At 71.9% G+C, this 17,355-nt stretch carries 14 protein-coding genes; 7 read left to right on the top strand and 7 right to left on the bottom strand.

The annotated features are described in order from the left end of the window. Window positions 1–29: 29 nt before the first annotated feature. Both R9X44_RS26260 and R9X44_RS26255 read left to right on the top strand, forming a co-directional pair. Window positions 30–1,313, top strand: coding sequence for an aspartate aminotransferase family protein (locus R9X44_RS26260; RefSeq protein WP_319816956.1), 1,284 nt, complete (start codon window positions 30–32; stop codon window positions 1,311–1,313). Continuing rightward, on the top strand, window positions 1,313–2,803 hold the full coding sequence (locus tag R9X44_RS26255) for a CoA-acylating methylmalonate-semialdehyde dehydrogenase (RefSeq protein ID WP_319816955.1): 1,491 nt from the start codon (window positions 1,313–1,315) through the stop codon (window positions 2,801–2,803). The genes R9X44_RS26260 and R9X44_RS26255 overlap by 1 nt, the downstream gene beginning before the upstream one ends. A 34-nt stretch (window positions 2,804–2,837) precedes the next feature. Here R9X44_RS26255 and R9X44_RS26250 read toward each other — a convergent pair whose 3' ends face one another. Then, the gene (locus R9X44_RS26250) at window positions 2,838–3,995 is read right to left on the bottom strand and encodes an alpha/beta hydrolase (protein ID WP_319816954.1); all 1,158 of its coding nucleotides are present in this window, start codon (window positions 3,993–3,995) and stop codon (window positions 2,838–2,840) included. A 670-nt stretch (window positions 3,996–4,665) separates the two neighbouring features. Here R9X44_RS26250 and R9X44_RS26245 point away from each other — a divergent pair. The 5 genes from R9X44_RS26245 (at window position 4,666) to R9X44_RS26225 (ending at window position 11,158) form a co-directional block, all read left to right on the top strand. Then, window positions 4,666–5,523, top strand: a complete 858-nt coding sequence (locus tag R9X44_RS26245; protein ID WP_319816953.1) for a GDSL-type esterase/lipase family protein — start codon at window positions 4,666–4,668, stop codon at window positions 5,521–5,523. Between the two features lie 261 nt (window positions 5,524–5,784). Beyond that, on the top strand, window positions 5,785–7,887 hold the full coding sequence (locus tag R9X44_RS26240; protein ID WP_319816952.1) for a serine/threonine-protein kinase: 2,103 nt from the start codon (window positions 5,785–5,787) through the stop codon (window positions 7,885–7,887). Window positions 7,888–7,996: 109 nt separating this feature from the next. Further along, window positions 7,997–8,911: a PP2C family protein-serine/threonine phosphatase gene (locus R9X44_RS26235; RefSeq protein ID WP_319816951.1), complete on the top strand. Its 915-nt coding sequence runs from the start codon at window positions 7,997–7,999 to the stop codon at window positions 8,909–8,911. Window positions 8,912–8,921: 10 nt separating this feature from the next. Then, window positions 8,922–10,328 (top strand): hypothetical protein, encoded by a 1,407-nt coding sequence (locus tag R9X44_RS26230; RefSeq protein ID WP_319816950.1) that lies wholly within the window; start codon window positions 8,922–8,924, stop codon window positions 10,326–10,328. Further along, window positions 10,325–11,158: a glutamate ABC transporter substrate-binding protein gene (locus R9X44_RS26225; protein ID WP_319816949.1), complete on the top strand. Its 834-nt coding sequence runs from the start codon at window positions 10,325–10,327 to the stop codon at window positions 11,156–11,158. Before R9X44_RS26230 ends, R9X44_RS26225 begins: the two co-directional genes overlap by 4 nt. Here R9X44_RS26225 and R9X44_RS26220 read toward each other — a convergent pair. The 6 genes from R9X44_RS26220 to R9X44_RS26195 all read right to left on the bottom strand — a co-directional run bounded on the left by R9X44_RS26220 (window position 11,155) and on the right by R9X44_RS26195 (window position 17,322). Further along, the gene (locus R9X44_RS26220; RefSeq protein WP_319816948.1) at window positions 11,155–11,745 is read right to left on the bottom strand and encodes an ATP/GTP-binding protein; all 591 of its coding nucleotides are present in this window, start codon (window positions 11,743–11,745) and stop codon (window positions 11,155–11,157) included. The genes R9X44_RS26225 and R9X44_RS26220 overlap by 4 nt on opposite strands. Further along, window positions 11,726–12,115, bottom strand: coding sequence for a DUF742 domain-containing protein (locus tag R9X44_RS26215; protein ID WP_319816947.1), 390 nt, complete (start codon window positions 12,113–12,115; stop codon window positions 11,726–11,728). Before R9X44_RS26215 ends, R9X44_RS26220 begins: the two co-directional genes overlap by 20 nt. Continuing rightward, window positions 12,112–12,519 (bottom strand): roadblock/LC7 domain-containing protein, encoded by a 408-nt coding sequence (locus R9X44_RS26210; RefSeq protein ID WP_123662616.1) that lies wholly within the window; start codon window positions 12,517–12,519, stop codon window positions 12,112–12,114. Before R9X44_RS26210 ends, R9X44_RS26215 begins: the two co-directional genes overlap by 4 nt. Then, a complete protein-coding gene (locus R9X44_RS26205) occupies window positions 12,519–14,753 on the bottom strand; it encodes a nitrate- and nitrite sensing domain-containing protein (protein WP_319816946.1) in 2,235 nt (744 codons plus the stop codon). Before R9X44_RS26205 ends, R9X44_RS26210 begins: the two co-directional genes overlap by 1 nt. Before the next feature lie 239 nt (window positions 14,754–14,992). After that, window positions 14,993–16,483, bottom strand: a complete 1,491-nt coding sequence (locus R9X44_RS26200) for a prenyltransferase/squalene oxidase repeat-containing protein (RefSeq protein WP_319816945.1) — start codon at window positions 16,481–16,483, stop codon at window positions 14,993–14,995. Next, window positions 16,480–17,322, bottom strand: coding sequence for a terpene synthase family protein (locus R9X44_RS26195; protein WP_319816944.1), 843 nt, complete (start codon window positions 17,320–17,322; stop codon window positions 16,480–16,482). The genes R9X44_RS26200 and R9X44_RS26195 overlap by 4 nt, the downstream gene beginning before the upstream one ends. Window positions 17,323–17,355: the final 33 nt, after the last annotated feature.

Genomic DNA, 17,355 nt, shown 5'->3' with positions numbered 1-17,355 from the left:
CGGGCGCGGCCGGACCCAGACTTGGCGGCATGTCGGAACTCCTGGCGCGGCACCGCGCGGTCATGCCCCACTGGATGAGCCTCTACTACGAGCAGCCCATCGAGATCACGGGCGGCAAGGGCAACCACGTCGTGGACGCCGAGGGCAAGTCCTACCTCGACTTCTTCGCCGGAATCCTCACCAACATGATCGGCTACGACGTGGCCGAGGTGCGCGAGGCCGTCGAGCGGCAGATCGCCACGGGCGTGGTGCACACCTCGACGGTGTACCTGCTGCGCGGCCAGGTCGAGCTTGCCGAGAAGATCGCTCGGCTTTCCGGCATTCCGGACGCCAAGGTCTTCTTCACCAACTCCGGCACCGAGGCCAACGAGCTCGCGCTGCTGCTGGCGACGGTCGCGCGGCGCAGCAACCAGATCCTCGCGATGCGCCAGAGCTACCACGGCAAGTCCTTCGGCGCGACGGCCGTCACCTCGAACCGGGCCTGGAAGAACAACGGCCTGAGCCCGTTCAACGTGAGCTTCCTGCACGGCGCGGACCGCCACCTGCCGCAGTTCGCGCGGCTGTCCGACCACGACTACGCGGCGGTGTGCGTCGAGGACCTCCGGCATGTCCTGGCCACCGCGACGGGCGGCGACGTCGCCGCGCTGATCGCCGAGCCGATCCAGGGCGTCGGCGGGTTCACCATGGCCCCCGACGGCCTGTTCGCGGCCTACAAGGAGGTCCTCGACGAGCACGGCATCCTGTTCATCGCCGACGAGGTCCAGACCGGCTGGGGCCGCACCGGCGAGAACTTCTGGGGCATCGCCAACCACGGCGTCGTCCCGGACGCGATGACCTTCGCCAAGGGCCTCGGCAACGGCTTCGCCATCGGCGGCGTCGTCGCGCGCGGCGACCTGATGGACGGCCCGGGCGCGATCGGCCTCGCGACGTTCGGCGGCAACCCGATCTCGACGGCCGCCGCGAACGCCACCCTCGACTACGTGCTCGACAACGACCTCCAGGCGAACGCCGCGGCCCGCGGCGCGGAGATCATCGACGGTCTGCGCGCGGCCGCCCCCCGCTTCCCGTTCGTCGGCGACGTGCGCGGCAAGGGCCTGATGTTCGCGCTCGAACTCGTGGACCCCGAGACCGGCCGTCCGGACCCCGCGCTGGCGGCCCGGATGATGGAGGAGACCAAGGCGCGCGGCCTGCTCGTCGGCAAGGGCGGCCTGTACGGTAACGCCATGCGGATGGCTCCGCCGCTCACCCTCACGCAGGCCGAGGCCGCCGACGGCCTGCGCATCCTCGTAGAGTCGCTGGAGGCGATCGCCTGATGGGCAAGCACGTCACGCACTGGATCAACGGCAAGCCGTGGAGCGGCCAGGCGCAGCGGACCGGAGACATCTACAACCCGGCGACGGGCCTGGTCACCGGAACCGTCGACTTCGCCTCGACGGCCGACGTCGATGAGGCCGTCGCGTCCGCCAAGGCGGCGTTCCCCGGCTGGCGCGACACCTCGCTGTCGCAGCGCGCGAAGATCCTGTTCCGCTTCCGTGAGCTGCTCGTCCGCGACTCCGCCGAGGTCGCCGCGCTCATCTCCGAAGAGCACGGCAAGGTCCTCTCCGACGCGGCGGGCGAGGTCGCGCGCGGCCTCGAAGTCGTCGAGTTCGCCTGCGGCATCCCGCACCTGCTCAAGGGCGGCTTCTCCGAGAACGTCTCAAGCAAGGTCGACGCCTACTCCATCCACCAGCCCCTCGGGGTGGTCGCGGGGATCACGCCGTTCAACTTCCCGGCGATGGTGCCGATGTGGATGTTCCCGATCGCGATCGCGTGCGGGAACACGTTCGTGCTGAAGCCGTCGGAGAAGGACCCGTCGGCCGCGCTGAAGATCGCCGAGCTGTGGGCCGAGGCGGGGCTTCCCGAGGGCGTGTTCACCGTCGTGCACGGCGACAAGGTCGCCGTTGACGCGCTGCTCGAGCACCCGGACGTCAAGGCAGTCTCGTTCGTCGGCTCGACCCCGATCGCGCGCTACATCTACGAGACCGCCGCCCGGCACGGCAAGCGGGTGCAGGCGCTCGGCGGCGCGAAGAACCACATGCTGGTGCTGCCGGACGCCGACCTCGACCTCGCGGCCGACGCGGCGGTGAACGCCGGGTTCGGCTCGGCGGGCGAGCGCTGCATGGCGATCTCGGTCCTCGTCGCGGTCGACCCCGTCGGCGACGAGCTCGTCGCCAAGATCAAGGACCGCATCTCCGGCCTGGTGACGGGCCCCGGCGACGACCCCGCCTCGGAGATGGGCCCGCTGGTCACCCGCCAGCACCGCGACAAGGTCGCCTCCTACCTGACCTCCTCGGTCGAGCAGGGCGCGACCCTCGCCGTCGACGGACGCGAGGGCCTGCCGTCCGGCGACGGTTTCTGGCTCCGCCCGACCCTCATCGACGGCGTCACGCCGGAGATGGACTGCTACAAGGACGAGATCTTCGGCCCGGTCCTGTCGGTCGTCCGGGTGCCCAGCTTCGATGAGGGCATGGCCGTCATCGACGCCAACCCCTACGGCAACGGCACCGCGATCTTCACCAACGACGGCGGCGCGGCCCGGCGCTTCCAGAACGAGGTCGAGGTCGGGATGGTCGGCGTCAACGTGCCGATCCCGGTGCCGATGGCGTACTACAGCTTCGGCGGCTGGAAGGCGAGCCTGTTCGGCGACAGCCACGCGCACGGCACCGAGGGCGTCCACTTCTACACCCGCACCAAGGCGGTGACGGCCCGCTGGCTCGACCCGTCGCACGGCGGCGTGAACCTGGGCTTCCCCACCAACGGCTGACCCTGTGCTGACGCCGCCGCGCGACGCGGCGGCGTCAGCAGTAAGCGCCGGGCCCGAGCATGCCCGGGTAGTGGTGCAGCGTCTCGTCGAGCCAGTCGTAGACCCGCTGGTCGAGCCGCGACCTGTTCCACAGCTCCAACGGGCCCGCCGCGCCCTCCGCGCGGGTGAAGACGGTGAAGGTCTTCTGGCATTCCAGGGCCTGGTAGAACCGGGCGGCGCGGTGTGAGAACAGGTCGGCCTCGGCGGCCGTGACGAAGGTCGGGCAGCCGATGTCCCCGACGATCTCGGTGAGCCGGTAGCGCGCGAGGTCTTCCACGTAGGCGTCGAGGTCGTGGAAGCCGTGCGCCCACATCCCGGCCCGCTGGTACAGCCACCGCATGACGGGGTCGGCGAACGCGTCATCGTCGGGCGGTTCCGCGCCGAGGTCCCACGGGCCCGGGTCGGTGACGAGCGCGGCGACCTCCGGGAACGCGGCGGCGGTCCGCGCGGCGAGGAACGCGCCGAACCCGACGCCGACGAGCGCGATCCTGTCCGGATCGACCTCGGGACGGCGGCGCAGGTCGGCAAGGACCGGCGTCATGACGTACTCCCAGTCCGGCCGCATCGGCAGGCCGAGTTCGATGAGGCCCCTGCCCTGGCCCGGGCCGTCGAGGAGCAGACAGTGGTAGCCGCGCCGCACGGCCGGCAGCCCGTGCATCCCCCACCGCTCGTGCAGGTTGGTGCCGACCCCGCCGACCGACACCACGACCGGCCTGCGCTCGGCCTCCTCCGGACCCTGTGCCGGACACAGGTAGCCGCGCAGCTTCACCCCGTCGAAGGGGACCTCGACCTCACGCAGCTTGCGCAGCTCGGCGAAGCGCCGGAAACTCTCCTCCTCGCGTCGGAACCCCAGCACAAGACGCGGATCAACCGGAGTGCCGTAAAGCGGGTAATAGGCCGTACGGTAGTAGGTGGCGGCCTTGAGCCAGGCGTCCGACGCGCTCAGATAGTGCCCCTTGTCGTCGCTCACCGCCGCCCACTCCGCGACCGTGTCGCCGAGCGTGGTCCACGAGCGGTACCAGCTCGCGTCATCACCCTCGACGATGTCGGCCGCGGCCGCCTGGCACTCCCCGTACTCCGCGCCGCCACGCGGGATCATCGCGAGGGCACGCGCCGCGAACAGCTGGAGCAGCGGGTTCTCGAACAGACGCATGATCGGCCCCTACCCTGTTTGATGGTCGCTCGCGCATTTGGGTCGCTCCTTCGTCGCTCCCGGGTTCGGGCGCTTGAGAGCCTCAGGCTCGGTTCGAGCGCTAGGGCGCTCAAACCGAGCCTGAGGGCGCCCGAACCGAAGGCATCGGGGTGGAAGGCCCTTGTCCGTGGCTCGGGTGGAAGGGGGCTCGACCAGACCTGAGGGTGCCCGAACCGCGCATCGGGGCGGAAGGCCCCTGTGGTGGCTCGGGTGGAAGGGGGCTCGACCAGACGTGAGGTGCCCGAACCGCGCATCGGGGCGGAAGGCTCCTGTCCGTGGCTTGGGTGGAAGGGGCGCCGGGAGGCGTGGGAAGTGTCGTGTTCGTTGGGTCGCCGGGGAGGCGGGCCGGGTAAAGGGGGTAAAGGTGGGGTGGTGGGCGGGGCATCGGGCGGTGATGGTTTGTCCGTGTGGGGGGAGTGAGTTTCCCGCGCCGGAGTTCGCGGGGCGGGCGGTGCGGCAGGTGGTGCATCTGCAGCGGGGTGGGACTCGGTTGCGGGTGTGGTTCAGCAATCAGTTCGGGCGGGGGGCTGTGCGGTTCGGGCGGGGGCGGGCGGGGCTTCATCTGGGGGGTGGGAGAGTTGCGCCGGGGGCTGCGGAGTTGCGGTTCGGCGGCGGGGAGGGGGTTGAGATTTTGCCGGGGCTCGATGTTGTCAGCGACCCCGTCGACCTCGATGTGCCGGATGACGCGGAGCTTGCGATCACCGTCGCGGTCCTGGACGACGGGGGCGCGGCCACGCAGCACCCGGAAGGTCTCCAGACGGGGTATGCCGCGCCGTTCGCGTCGGTGGACTCGCCCATCCTGCCCGGTGCGCGCGAGTTCACCGAGCTGCACTGGATCAAGGGCGTCGACATGTCCGGGGAGGCGGCGCGCGGCGAGCCCGTCATCGTGGCGTTCGGCGACTCGCTCACCGACGGGTCGGGCACCACGCCCAACGCGCACCAGAGGTACCCCGACCACCTGTGGCGGCGGCTCGGCGTGCCGGTGCTGAACACCGGGATCGGCGGGAACCGGCTGCTGGCCAACGGCTTCGGCCCGGCCGGGGTGCTGCGCTTCGCGCGGGACGCGCTCGGCGTCCCCGGCGTGACCCACGTGATCATCGCCCTCGGCGTCAACGACCTCGGCCTGACGGGCCGTCCGGTGACGGCGTCGGCGCTGATCGCGGGCTACACCGCGCTCGCCGCGCGGGCGCGCGAGGCCGGCGTGGTCCCGGTCGGCGCGACGCTGCCGCCGTTCGGCGGCGCGGTCTACCCCGGCTACCACACGGGCCACGGGGAGCAGACCCGCGCGGAGTTCAACGCCTGGATGCGCGCCTCCTCGGGGAAGACCGGCCTGTTCGCCGCCCACCTCGACATGGACGCCGCCCTGCGCGACCCGGCCAGGCCCGTCCTGCTGCGCGAGGACCTGCACTTCGGCGACGGCCTGCACCCGAACGACGCGGGCGCGCGGGCGATCGCCGCTGCGGTCTCCCCCTCCGCCTTCGGTCTGTGACGGGCCGCCCGTGACGCCGGACTGCCTTACGAAGTCGGGATTCTCACCGGGCATCCCGTTCCCGGTTTTCCGGACGTGCCGGGAGGTGCCTTAGCGGCGTCCGTGACCCTGTGGTTTTTCGCATGATGCCCACCTGATTGAACCGGTTGCGGGAATCTCGCATCCAAAGAGGAAAACGGTGGTCACGGACGGTGTACCGGCGGAGGCGGGGTGGGGGTAAACAATACCGAAAGGCGGCGCTTGTCCGATAATGGGGAATTGATGGACCACAAGCCGACCGTCGCGGACGACGGGTTCCCCAGGACGGGTTCGATCAGGCCGCCCGCGGCATGGTCGGCGCCCGCCCAGCCGGGTTCCACAAGCGGCAGGTCACGGCGCGGACTGCTCGGCGCGGGGCTCGTCGAGGTCCCCCCGGTGCCCTACCGGGACCCCGCCGAGGCGGTCCTGGACAATCCGATGGTCGCCGAGCGGCGCAGGTTCTGCCGGTGCGGCGAACCCGTCGGCCGGGGCAGGGGCGGTGGGCCCGGCCGGACCGAGGGGTTCTGCCCGCGCTGCGGCGCGGCCTACTCGTTCCTGCCGAAGCTGCGGCCCGGCGAGCTCGTCGGCGGGCAGTACGAGGTGCTCGGCTGCCTCGCGCACGGCGGGCTCGGCTGGGTGTACCTGGCCCGCGACCGCAACGTGAACGACCGCTGGGTCGTGCTCAAGGGCCTGCTCGACACCGACGACCCCGCCGCGGGGGCCGTCGCGGCCGCCGAGAAGGCGTTCCTGGCCGAGGTCGAGCACCCCAACATCGTCAGGATCTACAACTTCGTCCAGCATCCCGAGCCCCGGACTTTCGCGCCGGTCGGCTACATCGTCATGGAGTACGTCGGGGGGCGCTCGCTCAAGGACGTCCTGCTGGAGCACCGCGACAAGCACGGCCAGGACACCGCGCTGCCGCTCGGCCAGGCCATCGCCTACGCCCTCGAGGTGCTGCGCGCGATGGGCTATCTGCACGCGCTCGGCCTGCTGTACTGCGACCTGAAGCCCGACAACGCCATCCAGGCCGAGGAGCAGCTGAAGCTGATCGACCTGGGCGGGGTGCGCCGGATGGAGGACTTCACCTCCGCGATCTACGGGACGGTCGGCTACCAGGCCCCGGAGATCTCCGGGCTCGGCCCGTCGGTCTCCTCCGACCTGTTCACCGTCGGACGCACCCTGGCCGTCCTCAGCTTCCCGTTCCGCCACTTCACCACGACCTACGCGGCCGACCTGCCGCCGCGCGAGCAGGTCCCGGTGCTGCGCGACAACGAGTCCTACGACAGGTTCCTGCGCCGCGCCACCGCGCGCGACCCGTTCGCCAGGTTCACCGACGCGGGCGAGATGGCCGAGCAGCTCACCGGGGTGCTGCGCGAGGTCCTGTCGGCCGAGGACGGCGAGGCGAGGCCCGCCCCGTCGGCGCTGTTCGGGCCGGAGCGCCGTACCGTCTCGGGCGATCTGACGCCAAGACGCGCGGTGCGGGCGCTGCCCGTCCCGATCCTCGCGCCGACCGGCGAGGGCGTCCCCGCGCCCGCCGCGGGCGACGACGATCCCGTCGCGGTCCTCGCCGCGCTTGCCTCGGCGAACCTCGCCGACGCGCCCGTCGAGCTGCTGCTGCGCAAGGCGGTCGCGCACATCGAGCTGAGCGGCAGGGACGAGGCGCGCCAGGTGCTCGCCGGACTGCCGCCCGGCGACTGGCGCGCCGACTGGTGCCACGCGATGGCGGCCCTGTCGGCGGGCGAGGCCGCCGAGGCGCGCGCCGGATTCGACGCCCTGTACTCGCTGCTGCCGGGCGAGCTCGCGCCCAAGCTCGCCCTCGCCTTCTGCTGCGAACTCCTGGGCGATCTGCCCGCCGCCCAGCGCTACTACGAGGCGGTGTGGCGGACCGGCCGCTCCCACGTCAGCGCCGCGTTCGGGCTGTCGCGGGTGCGCCTTGCGGCGGGCGACAGGCCGGGCGCGGTCGGCGCGCTCGACTCGGTGCCGCCGGTCTCCAGCCAGCGCCAGGCGGCCGGGATGTCGGCGATCCGCGCGCTCGTGCTCGGCCGCTCCCCCGCGAACCTCGCCGAGGACGACCTCCTCGACGCCGGACGCCGTCTCGACCGGCTCAGGCTCGACGCCGAGCGGCACGGCACCCTCGCCGCCGACATCCTCGACGCGGCACTCGGATGGGTGCTCGCCGGGCACTCCTCCACCGCCGTCCTGCTCGGCCATCCCCTCACCGAGCGGGGTCTGCGGACCGGGCTGGAGAGGACCTACCGGACCCTCGCCCGCCTCTGCGACGACACACCCGAACGCCACAGGCTGATCACCCGTGCCAACGCCGTCAGACCGAGAACCCTCCTGTGACCGGGACCGCCGCGACAAGCGGCCCCGCGCACGGGAACGGCACGGCGACCAGCCGCAAGCTCCCAGCGAACGGAACGACATGCACTGCCCGATCTGCTCCGCACCGGTCATGCCCGGTGACGTGTTCTGTGAGGTCTGCGGCCACCGCCTGCGCGGGCGGGAGGCCGAGGCCGGCGGGACCTCCCGGCGCGCCCCCGCCGACCACATGGAGATAGACCTGGGCCACGACGCGGCCGCGGTGAGCGACCGCGGCCTGCGCCACCCCACCAACCAGGACGGCATGGCGCTCGCCCGCACCTCGGCGGGGGTCGTCGCGGTGCTCGCCGACGGGGTCTCCGCCTCGCCCCGCCCCGAGGAAGCCTCCCGGGCGGCGGTCGAGACCGGCCTCGCCGTCCTCACCGCCGAGCTCGAGGCGGGCGCGGACCCCCGTGACGCCACCCGCACCGCCGCGCTGGCCGCCGCCAAGGCCGTCGCCTCGCTCACCTCCGACAAGACCTCGGCCCCCGCCTGCACCTACATCTCCGCCGTCGCCGGACGCACCGGCGGCCGCGACACCCTCACCCTCGGCTGGATCGGCGACAGCCGCGCCTACTGGGTCGGCGCGACCGGCGACGAGCTGCTCACCGAGGACGACTCATGGGCCGAATGGGTGATCGCCCACGGCAAGATGTCGGAGGAGGAGGCGTACGCCGACCGGCGCGCGCACATGCTCGTCGGCTGGATGGGCGCCGACGCCCGTGAGATCGACGTCCACGTGCGCGTCTACGCCCCCGAGGTGCCCGGCGTCCTCGTGGTCTGCACCGACGGCCTGTGGAACTACATGGCCTCCCCGATCGCGATGGCCGCCGCCGTCGCCGACCCGCTCGCCGACCCCGTCTCAGGGCCGCTCACCGGGCCGCGCGGCCAGCGCAGGACCCCGCTGTCGGTCGCGCGGGAACTGGTCAGGACGGCGTTGCACGGCGGCGGGCACGACAACATCACCGTCGCGGTCGTCCCCGTCGAGGCCGACGGGCTCGACCTGTGAAGGGCGCGCCGTGACGGACACGATCACCCCGCCCTCCGAGCCGGCGCGCAGGGCCGTCAGGTCGCGGCGGCGCAGGGTGCGGACGCCGCGCCGCCGTCCCGCGCCGCGCACCGTGCCCGCGCGGCTGTACCTGTGGACGGCCGCCGTGGCCGTCGGCGTCGCCGGGCTGTTCGGCGCGGTGCACAGCGGCATGGCCGAGTCGCGCGAGGGGCTCCAGGTCGTCGGGGAGGGCGCCGGGCCCCAGGCCGTCAACACCGGGGGGCTGTACCTCGCGCTCAGCGACATGGACGCCCAGCTCGCCGGCATCCTGCTGATCGGCCGCGAGCACGGGCTCGGCCAGGGCAGGGACGCGTCCATGACGATGTACGAGGAGCGCCGCAAGCAGGCGGGCAGGGCGGTGCTCCAGGCGTTCGACATCGCGGGACGCAACGAGCAGGGCCGCGAGACCGTCCAGTCGGTGCTCGACAACCTCGGCGAGTACGAGCGGCTCGCCGCGCGTGCGATGGTCCTCGCCGAACGGACGAACCAGAGCGCGGGCCCGCCGCCCCGCGAGGTCCTCGCCGTCTACCGGCGGGCCACCGACCTCATGCGCACGAGGCTCCTCCCCCAGGCTTACAACCTGACGCTGGAGAGCGCCGCGATCGTCCGGCGCACCTATGTCTCGGAGACCGACCGGGCCACCGACGCGCTCGTCCGCGTCGGCGTCGCCGCCGTCGCGCTGCTCGCCCTGCTGGCCGGGCTCCAGGTCTGCATCTCGCGCAGGTTCCGCCGCGCGGTCAACCCGCCGCTCGCGCTCGCCACCGCGGCCGTCCTCGTGCTCTCCGGCCTCGCCATCGCCTCGCTTGCCAGATCCTCGGCGCATCTGCGCCAGGCCAAGGAGGCGGGCTTCGACAACGCGCTCACCTACACCAGGGCGCGCGCGATCAGCAGCACGGCCGCCGCCGACCAGCTCCGCTGGCTCCTCGACCCCGACAGGGCCGAGACCTACGAGCAGGTGTACTTCGACACCTCGCAGACCATCGCCTATGTGCCCGCAGGCAACCTCCCCACCTACTACGCGGCGATAGCCAAGTCCCCGCTCAAGGGCGGCTTCCTTCAGGACGCCGACGCCTCCGACCCCGTCCTCGTGCGCTACCGGGCGTTCCAGAAGACCGACCGGAACCTTCGCGAACTCGTCGGGGCGGGGAGGCTCAGGCAGGCGATCGTGCTGCGCACCGGCTCGGCGGCCGGGACCTACGCCGCCTACGACCAGGAACTGGACAAACTCGTCAACGCCGGACGCACCTCCTTCGACGCGGGCGTCACCCGCGCGGGCGAGGCGCTCGACGGCTGGGACACCGGCCTGCCCGTCAGCGTGCTCGCCGTCCTCGCCCTCGTGCTGCTCGGCATCCGCCCCCGCCTCGCGGAGTTCCGATGACCCCCACCCCGCGCGGCCTCGCGCGCCGCGTGCTCGCCCCCGTCCTCGCGGGCCTGCTCGCCCTGACCCTGACGGCCTGCGCCGAGGAGGCCCCCCAGGGCGTCGAGGGCAAGAAGACCCTCCGGATCGGCGTCAAGTTCGACCAGCCCGGCATCGGCCAGCGCACCTCGAACGGCGAGTTCGAGGGGTTCGACATCGACGTCGCCCGCTACGTCGCCGCCTACCTCGGGGCCGAACCGGACTTCGTGTCGATCACCTCCGGCGACCGGGAACGGCTGCTGCGCGAACGCAAGGTCGACCTCGTGGTCGCCTCGTACTCGATCACGCCCGACCGGCGTCTCGAGGTCAACTTCGCGGGCCCGTACATCATCGGCCACCAGGACATCATGGTCCGCGACGACGACGCCGACATCCACAGCGTCCACGACCTGCGCGGCAAGCGGCTGTGCAAGGCTGGCGGCTCGATCTCCTGGCAGCGGGTCACCGTCGAACTCGGCATCAAGGCGCGGCTCGTGCCCGCGACGACCTACGGCGAGTGCGTGGAGATGCTCGAGGCGGGCCGCCTCGACGCGCTCACCACCGACGACGTCATCCTCGCCGGGTTCGCGCTGCGCAGGCCCGAGGCGTTCCGCCTGGTGAACGCCAAGTTCACCGACGAGAAGTACGGGATCGGCATCCACAAGGACGACATAGGCGGATGCGAGGCGGTCAACCGCGCCCTGACCGAGATGTACCAGGACGGGACCGCAGGGAAACTGCTCGCCCGGTGGTTCCAGCCGACCGGGCTGAAGACCACCGGGCATGTGCCGCAGTTCGAAGGGTGCAGCTAGCGTGCCGCGCGCTGGCGCATCGCGTGCTGCACCAGCGTGATCAGGACCTCCTTGGAGGACTCCTTGGAGCGGGCGTCGCACAGCACGACCGGGATCTCCGGCGGGATCTGCAGCGCCTGCTTGACGTCGCCGACCTCGTAGCGCTGCGCGCCCTCGAAGCAGTTGACCGCGACGATGAACGGGGTGCCGCGGCGCTCGAAGTAGTCGATCGCGGGGAAGCAGTCGGCGAGCCGCCGCGTGTCGGCGAGGACGACCGCGCCGAGCGCGCCGAGCGCCACCTCGTCCCACATGAACCAGAACCGCTCCTGCCCGGGCGTGCCGAACAGGTACAGGACGAACTCCTCGCCGAAGGTGATCCTGCCGAAGTCCATCGCGACGGTCGTGGTCTTCTTGGCTTCGACGCCGTCGAGGTGGTCGACGCCGACGCCGCGGTCGGTCAGGATCTCCTCGGTGCGCAGCGGCTTGGTCTCCGAGACCGCGCCGACGAGGGTCGTCTTGCCGGCGCCGAAGCCGCCCGCGACGAGGATCTTGATCGCCGTCGGCATCCGGCGGCGCGTCCCCGGAGCGCTAGAGGGCGCGGAGGCCATCAATCACCGCCTGGTACATCCTGAGGTCCTGCATGTCGATCTCCGGTGTGGGTTCCTGGACGGTGACGTGACCCTTGTCGAGCAGGTCTCCCAGCAGCACCCTGACCGTCCCCGAGGGAAGGTCGAGGTGCGCGGTGAGTTCGGCCACCGACATCATCGTCTGCGCGAGGCGGAGGATCGCCAGATGCTCGGGTCCGAGCCCGATGACGTGCGCCGGGACGGGTCCCGTCGCCTCCACCAAGGTGATCAGGTCGAAGGTGCCGCGGACGGGCTGAAGCCGTCCGCCGGTCATCACATACGGCCTGACGAGGGGACCGGCGCCGTCGTCGGTCCAGCGGTCGGGATCCTGCCCCTCCGGCGGGTAGCTCACGCCGACTCCGTCACCCGCGCCGGGGTGGAGAGATGGTGGCCGAGCTTGGTGACCATCATCGCCATCTCGTAGGCGATCAGGCCGACGTCGGCGTCCTCGGTGCTGAGGACCGCAAGACACGCGCCCTGACCCGCCACCGTGACGAGCAGGAACGCCGACCGCATCTCCACGATGGTCTGGCGGACCGCTCCGCCGCCGAACCTCTCGCCCGCGCCCTTGGCGAGGCTCTGGATTCCGGCCGAGACCGCCGAGAGGTGCTCGGCGTCGTCCCGGCTGATCGCGTGCGACTGGGCCATGAGCAGGCCGTCGGCCGAGAGCACGATGGCGTGCTCGGCCTCGTTGACCCGCTTGACCAGGTCGTCCAACAGCCACGCCAGATCGGCGCCGGCCCCGGTCTTCTGCATCACTCGGTCTCACTCTCAACGGAGGCGGCCCTGCCGCGCAGTGTGCCGCTCTGGAACGCGCCCACGATCCTGCGGATCTCCTCGGGCGAACGGCCTGGATCGTCGTCGACGGTTGCCTCGTTGGGTTCCTCCCGGAGCTGGGAGGCGAGGCTGGCCTGCGGTACCCGCACCGGCAGTCCCGACTGCGTCGTCGGGTTCTGCGGCGGCGCTTCGGCGGCCGGCGGTGCGTTCACCGGCGGCGCCTGCTCGGGGGCGGGCGGGGGAACCAGGGCGGGGGCGCTGAACAGCTCCCCGTTCCGGCTCGGCGAGTCGGTGCTCTCCGGCATGGACGCCCCGACGACCGTCAGAGGCTTCGACGGCGCGCCGGACTCTCCTTCCTCGATGAGTTCCCGCGGGATGATGACCACCGCGGTCGTGCCCTTGTAGGGCGAACGCTTGAGCATCACCTGGATGCCGTACCGCTCGGCGAGCTTGCCGACCACGTAGAGGCCGAGCTGGACCGAGCTGGAGAGGTTGAACTCCGGCGGGTCGGCGATGCGCTGGTTGATGAGTTCCAGGTTCTCGTCCGACATGCCGAGGCCGCGGTCCTCCACCTCGATCGCGTACCCCGACGCCACCATGTGGCCGGAGATCTGCGCGTAGGTGTAGGGCGGCGAGAACGACACGGCGTTCTCGATGAGCTCGGCGAGCAAGTGCGCGATGTCGGCGACGGCGCGGCCGACGAGGTGGACCTCGTCGATCGGCATCACGGTGACGCGCGTGTAGTCCTCGACCTCCGAGACCGCCGAGCGGACCACGTCGACCATGGGGACGGGCCGCCGCCAGCCGCGCGCGGGGGTCGCGCCGGAAAGGATGATCAGGTTCTCGGCGTTGCGCCGCATTCGGGTCGCGAGGTGGTCGATCTTGAACAGGTCTTCCAGTTCCTCGGTGTCGATCTCGCGGCGCTCCATGACGTCGAGCAGCGTCAGCTGACGGTGCACGAGCGCCTGGGTGCGGCGGGCCAGGGACAGCAGGATGTCGCGGATGCCGCGCCGCAGCTCCGCCTGCTCGACGGCGGTGCGGATCGCGGTCTCCTGGACGGCGTTGAACGCCTGGCCGACCTTGCCGATGTCGTCGTCGCCGAACTCCAGCGGCGGGGCCTCGGCGTTGACGTCGACTGTCTCGCCGTGGCCGAGCCGCTCGACCACGTTCGGCAGCCGGACGTCGGCCAGTTCGTGCGCCGCCTCCTTCAGCCGTTCGAGCTGCTGCACGAGGTGGCGGGCGGTGGTGATCGACAGGACGACCGACGCGACGACCGCGAGGAAGCCGAGACCACCGGCCAGGATCAGCCGGATGATGACGCCCGCGGCGATCGGGATCGAGTCCTCGACGAGGCCGTCGCCGGAGTCGCGCATGATGTCGTAGGTCTCGTCGAACCAGGTCTTGGCCGCCGAGTTCCACTCCGCGAGGGTCACCGCGCGGATCTGCTTGCGCGGGTTGACCAGCGCGATGAGCTGGTCCTCGAGGCCGCTCGTCTTGATGCGCGCGGGCGCGGAGGAGATCCGCTCGGCGGCGTCGGGGAACGACTCCTGGAGGTTCTGCGCCACCTCGGCGTAGGCGTGCCGCTGCGCGCCGACCAGCTGCATGAACTCGTTGAACGAGCCGGTGGTGAACCGGCCGGAGGCCAGCACGCCGGCGACCAGCGCGTCCTCCTGGGAGAACAGCTCGCGGGCCCGGTTGATGCTCACCAGGACCCGTGTGTCGTTGGCGAACTGGTCGTCGTCGAGGGTCGCCATGCCGTCGTACACGCGGAACATCGCGGTGACGGCGTCGGTGTAGTTGGACCTGGCGTGGTCGGCGTACTGCTGGGTCGGGCTGTCGAACCAGCCGCGGGCCTCCTCCAGGCCCGCGAGCGCGGTGAAGGACGCCTCGATCCTGCGCTCGAGGATGTCGTCGCCGGCCAGCCGCACCATCGTGGAGTCGGCGAGGCGGGTGTACTCGGCGACTGCCGCGTCGGTCTCCTGGCGCTTGTCCCGCACCGCCTTGACGTTCTCCGGCGTGCGGTCGCCGGCGAGGATCATCGACAGCCGGCGCTCCTCCTGGAGCTTGATGACCAGCACGTCACCCGGCTTGGAGATCCGCTCGTCCATCTGCTGGACCCAGAGCAGGTTGACGCCTTCACGCAGGGTGACCCATGCGGCGAAGACCCACAGCGCGGCGAGCGAGAGCAGGAGTGCCGTGATTTTGGTCCGCACCCGAGAATTGCGGAGGCGCATATTACAGCCGCTCCATCGCACATAGACGGGGGATCGCCGAGCTCGGCCCGGCGTCCCGTTAACAAAGTCGAATCACACGGACCTGGATGTGCGGTACCGATTCAGTTCGACGGTCAGACACGATAGCAACCCCGGTCCGTGAGCATCGCAGTAAACGACAACATCACAGCATCTTCCAGATAAGTCGCAGAAATGCGTTCCGGAGTATGAGGATGCTTCTACGTGACCAACACGTCGTCCAGGCGTCGCCGGGCGCCCAGGACGCGCTCGGCGAGCCGCCGCGCGGCGAGCACGGTGGCCTCCACGATCGCCTCGGGGAGGTACAGGTCCTTGTCGTGCCACAGCGCGGGGTGGTCGTTCCCCGCGGCCTCCAGGAAGTCGGCTCCGGCGCGCGCGTCGGCGTCGCCGGGGCCCGTCGCGGGGTCGGCGAGCAGCAGGACGTGCAGGGCCAGCGCGGTCTCCTCGGCGGTCGGGCCCCAGACGCCCCAGCCGCCGTCCGCGCCGCGGGTGGCGCGCACCCAGGAGACGGCGCGCGCGACGGTCTCCGCGCTCTCCGGGCCGCCGTATTCGGCGAGGGCGAGCGCCGCGGACATCGTCGCGTAATACGGGGAGACGTGCCAGCGGTCGTCCCAGAAGCCCTCGGGCCGCTGCGTCTCGCGAAGGAAGCGCGCGGCTTTCGCGGCGGCGTCGGCATAACGCGGATCGGGGCCGTCGGCCAGCGCGCGTCCGAACGCTTCGAGGACATGCGCGTTGGTAGTCACCGATTTGCCCTGTTCGCCGGGCCACGTGCAGAAATGGGTATCTGTCGCGTATCCGAGCAGGCAGTCCGGCGCGACGGGGCTGCCGAGCAGGGACAGCGCGTGCAGGGCCCCGGACGTGGTGTCGGCGTCGGTCGGGAGGCCCGCCGCGCAGGGCGCGCCGTGCTCGCCGATCGGGTCGGCGAGGCTCAGCAGGAGGTCGGGGTGCGCGTGGAAGGCGAGTCCCGCGCGGGCGAGCGCGACGAGCACCCAGCCGCGCTCGAAGACGGTGATCGGCACGCCCGGCGCGACCGGGCCGCCGTACTGGCGCGCGGCGGTCTCCAGGAACCTGCGCGCGGGGTCGTGCGCGGGCGGCGGTTCCGCGCCGAGCCACGCCGCGGTCGCCGCGGGCGCGGCCCCGACGGTGCCGGTCGGCTCGACGGGCGCGGTGGCCAGGCCGACCGCGCCGGGGCCGAGGATCTCCAGTGCGTGCAGCAGCTTGACCGGCAGCGGCTCGCCGCTCGCCGCGAGGCTCCGCACGAGGTCGAGGGTGCCGTCGTCAAGGGCTTCCGGGACGGGCAGCGCGCCCGGTCTGCGCTCGTTGACGGCGCGGATGAGGGACGCCGAGATCAGCTCGATAGCCGGCATGTCGGGCAGCGGCGGCAGGTCGGACAGCAGCGCGTGCGCGAACGCCAGACCGCGCTCGGCGGCCTCGGTCCGCCCGGCCGCCAGCAGCGCGTCGACGGCGCTGAGCGTCTGCACGATCCGGTAGCCGGGACCGCTCTCCGGACCCCAGCCGCCGTCCGGCCGCTGGGCGTCGAGCAGATGGCGGACGCGGGCGTCGTGCCCGGCCAGCCAGGGCGTCAGCGCGACGAGCCTGCCGGTCTCGTACACCGACGGCGACGACCGCCCCCAGGGCTCGGCCAGCAGGCCGTCGACGAGCTCCTGGGCGCGGGCGTCGAGGGCGCTCACAGCTCGGCCCCCCAGTAGTCGGTGACGCCGTAGAACCCCGCGCAGAACTCCATCTGGCGGCGCATGTACACGCCGTGCTCGGGCGGCAGCGGCGCGAGCAGCCGCCGCGCGTCGTCCATCAGCGTCTCGACGCGCGCCTCGACCGCGGCCTTGTCGGCCCCGGGCAGCAGCAGCGCGTTCAGGTCGCCCCACTTGAGGTCGCGCTCGTAGGTGCCGAGGTCGTTCACCAGCCGCAGGACCCGCTGGACGACCCGGCTCGCCTCGCGCAGCGCGGGGAAGTCGCCGGTCGCGCCGTTGGCGATCCAGTGCGCGAAGAACACGAACGAGAACCCGAGGTTGTCGGCGTTGTCGAGGTAGCCGTCGAGGTCGGGGCGCGGGCCGTCGGACTTCCAGCGCCACTCGAAGGCCATCCCGTCGAGCATGACGCCCAGCTCGTCCCGCCAGATCCCGCGCAGGGCGGGGTCGTCGGGCAGGTCGTCGCGCAGCTCGGCGAGGAACGCGGTGAGCTCGTCGTCGGGCTCGGCCTCGCCCGCCGCGACCGCCTTGACGCGGCCGATGAGCGCGCTCACCTCGTCCTCGGACTTGGCCTGGTAGTCCACGAGCCAGTCGAGCCCGAAGGCCCACAGGCACGTCTTGTTGGCCGCGTCGAGCTGGTCCGCGTCGTACCAGGGGCCGCTGAAGGACGCGGCCTGGGCGAGCGTGCCGTACAGGGCGGGGTCGAACTCGGGCTTGTCGTACAGGCCCGGGTACTTGGCGGCCCAGCCGCGCATGCGCCGCTGTGCCTGGCCGGAGACCGCGGCGGCGATGCCGCAGCCCCGTGCGTCGAGCAGGTCTTTCACCGCACGTCCTCGTGCTTCTCGGGGGGTTCCGGG

The sequence above is a fragment of the Actinocorallia sp. A-T 12471 genome (assembly GCF_033875155.1).
Classification (GTDB): domain Bacteria; phylum Actinomycetota; class Actinomycetes; order Streptosporangiales; family Streptosporangiaceae; genus Actinocorallia.
This window is presented reverse-complemented; position numbering and strand designations above follow the sequence as displayed.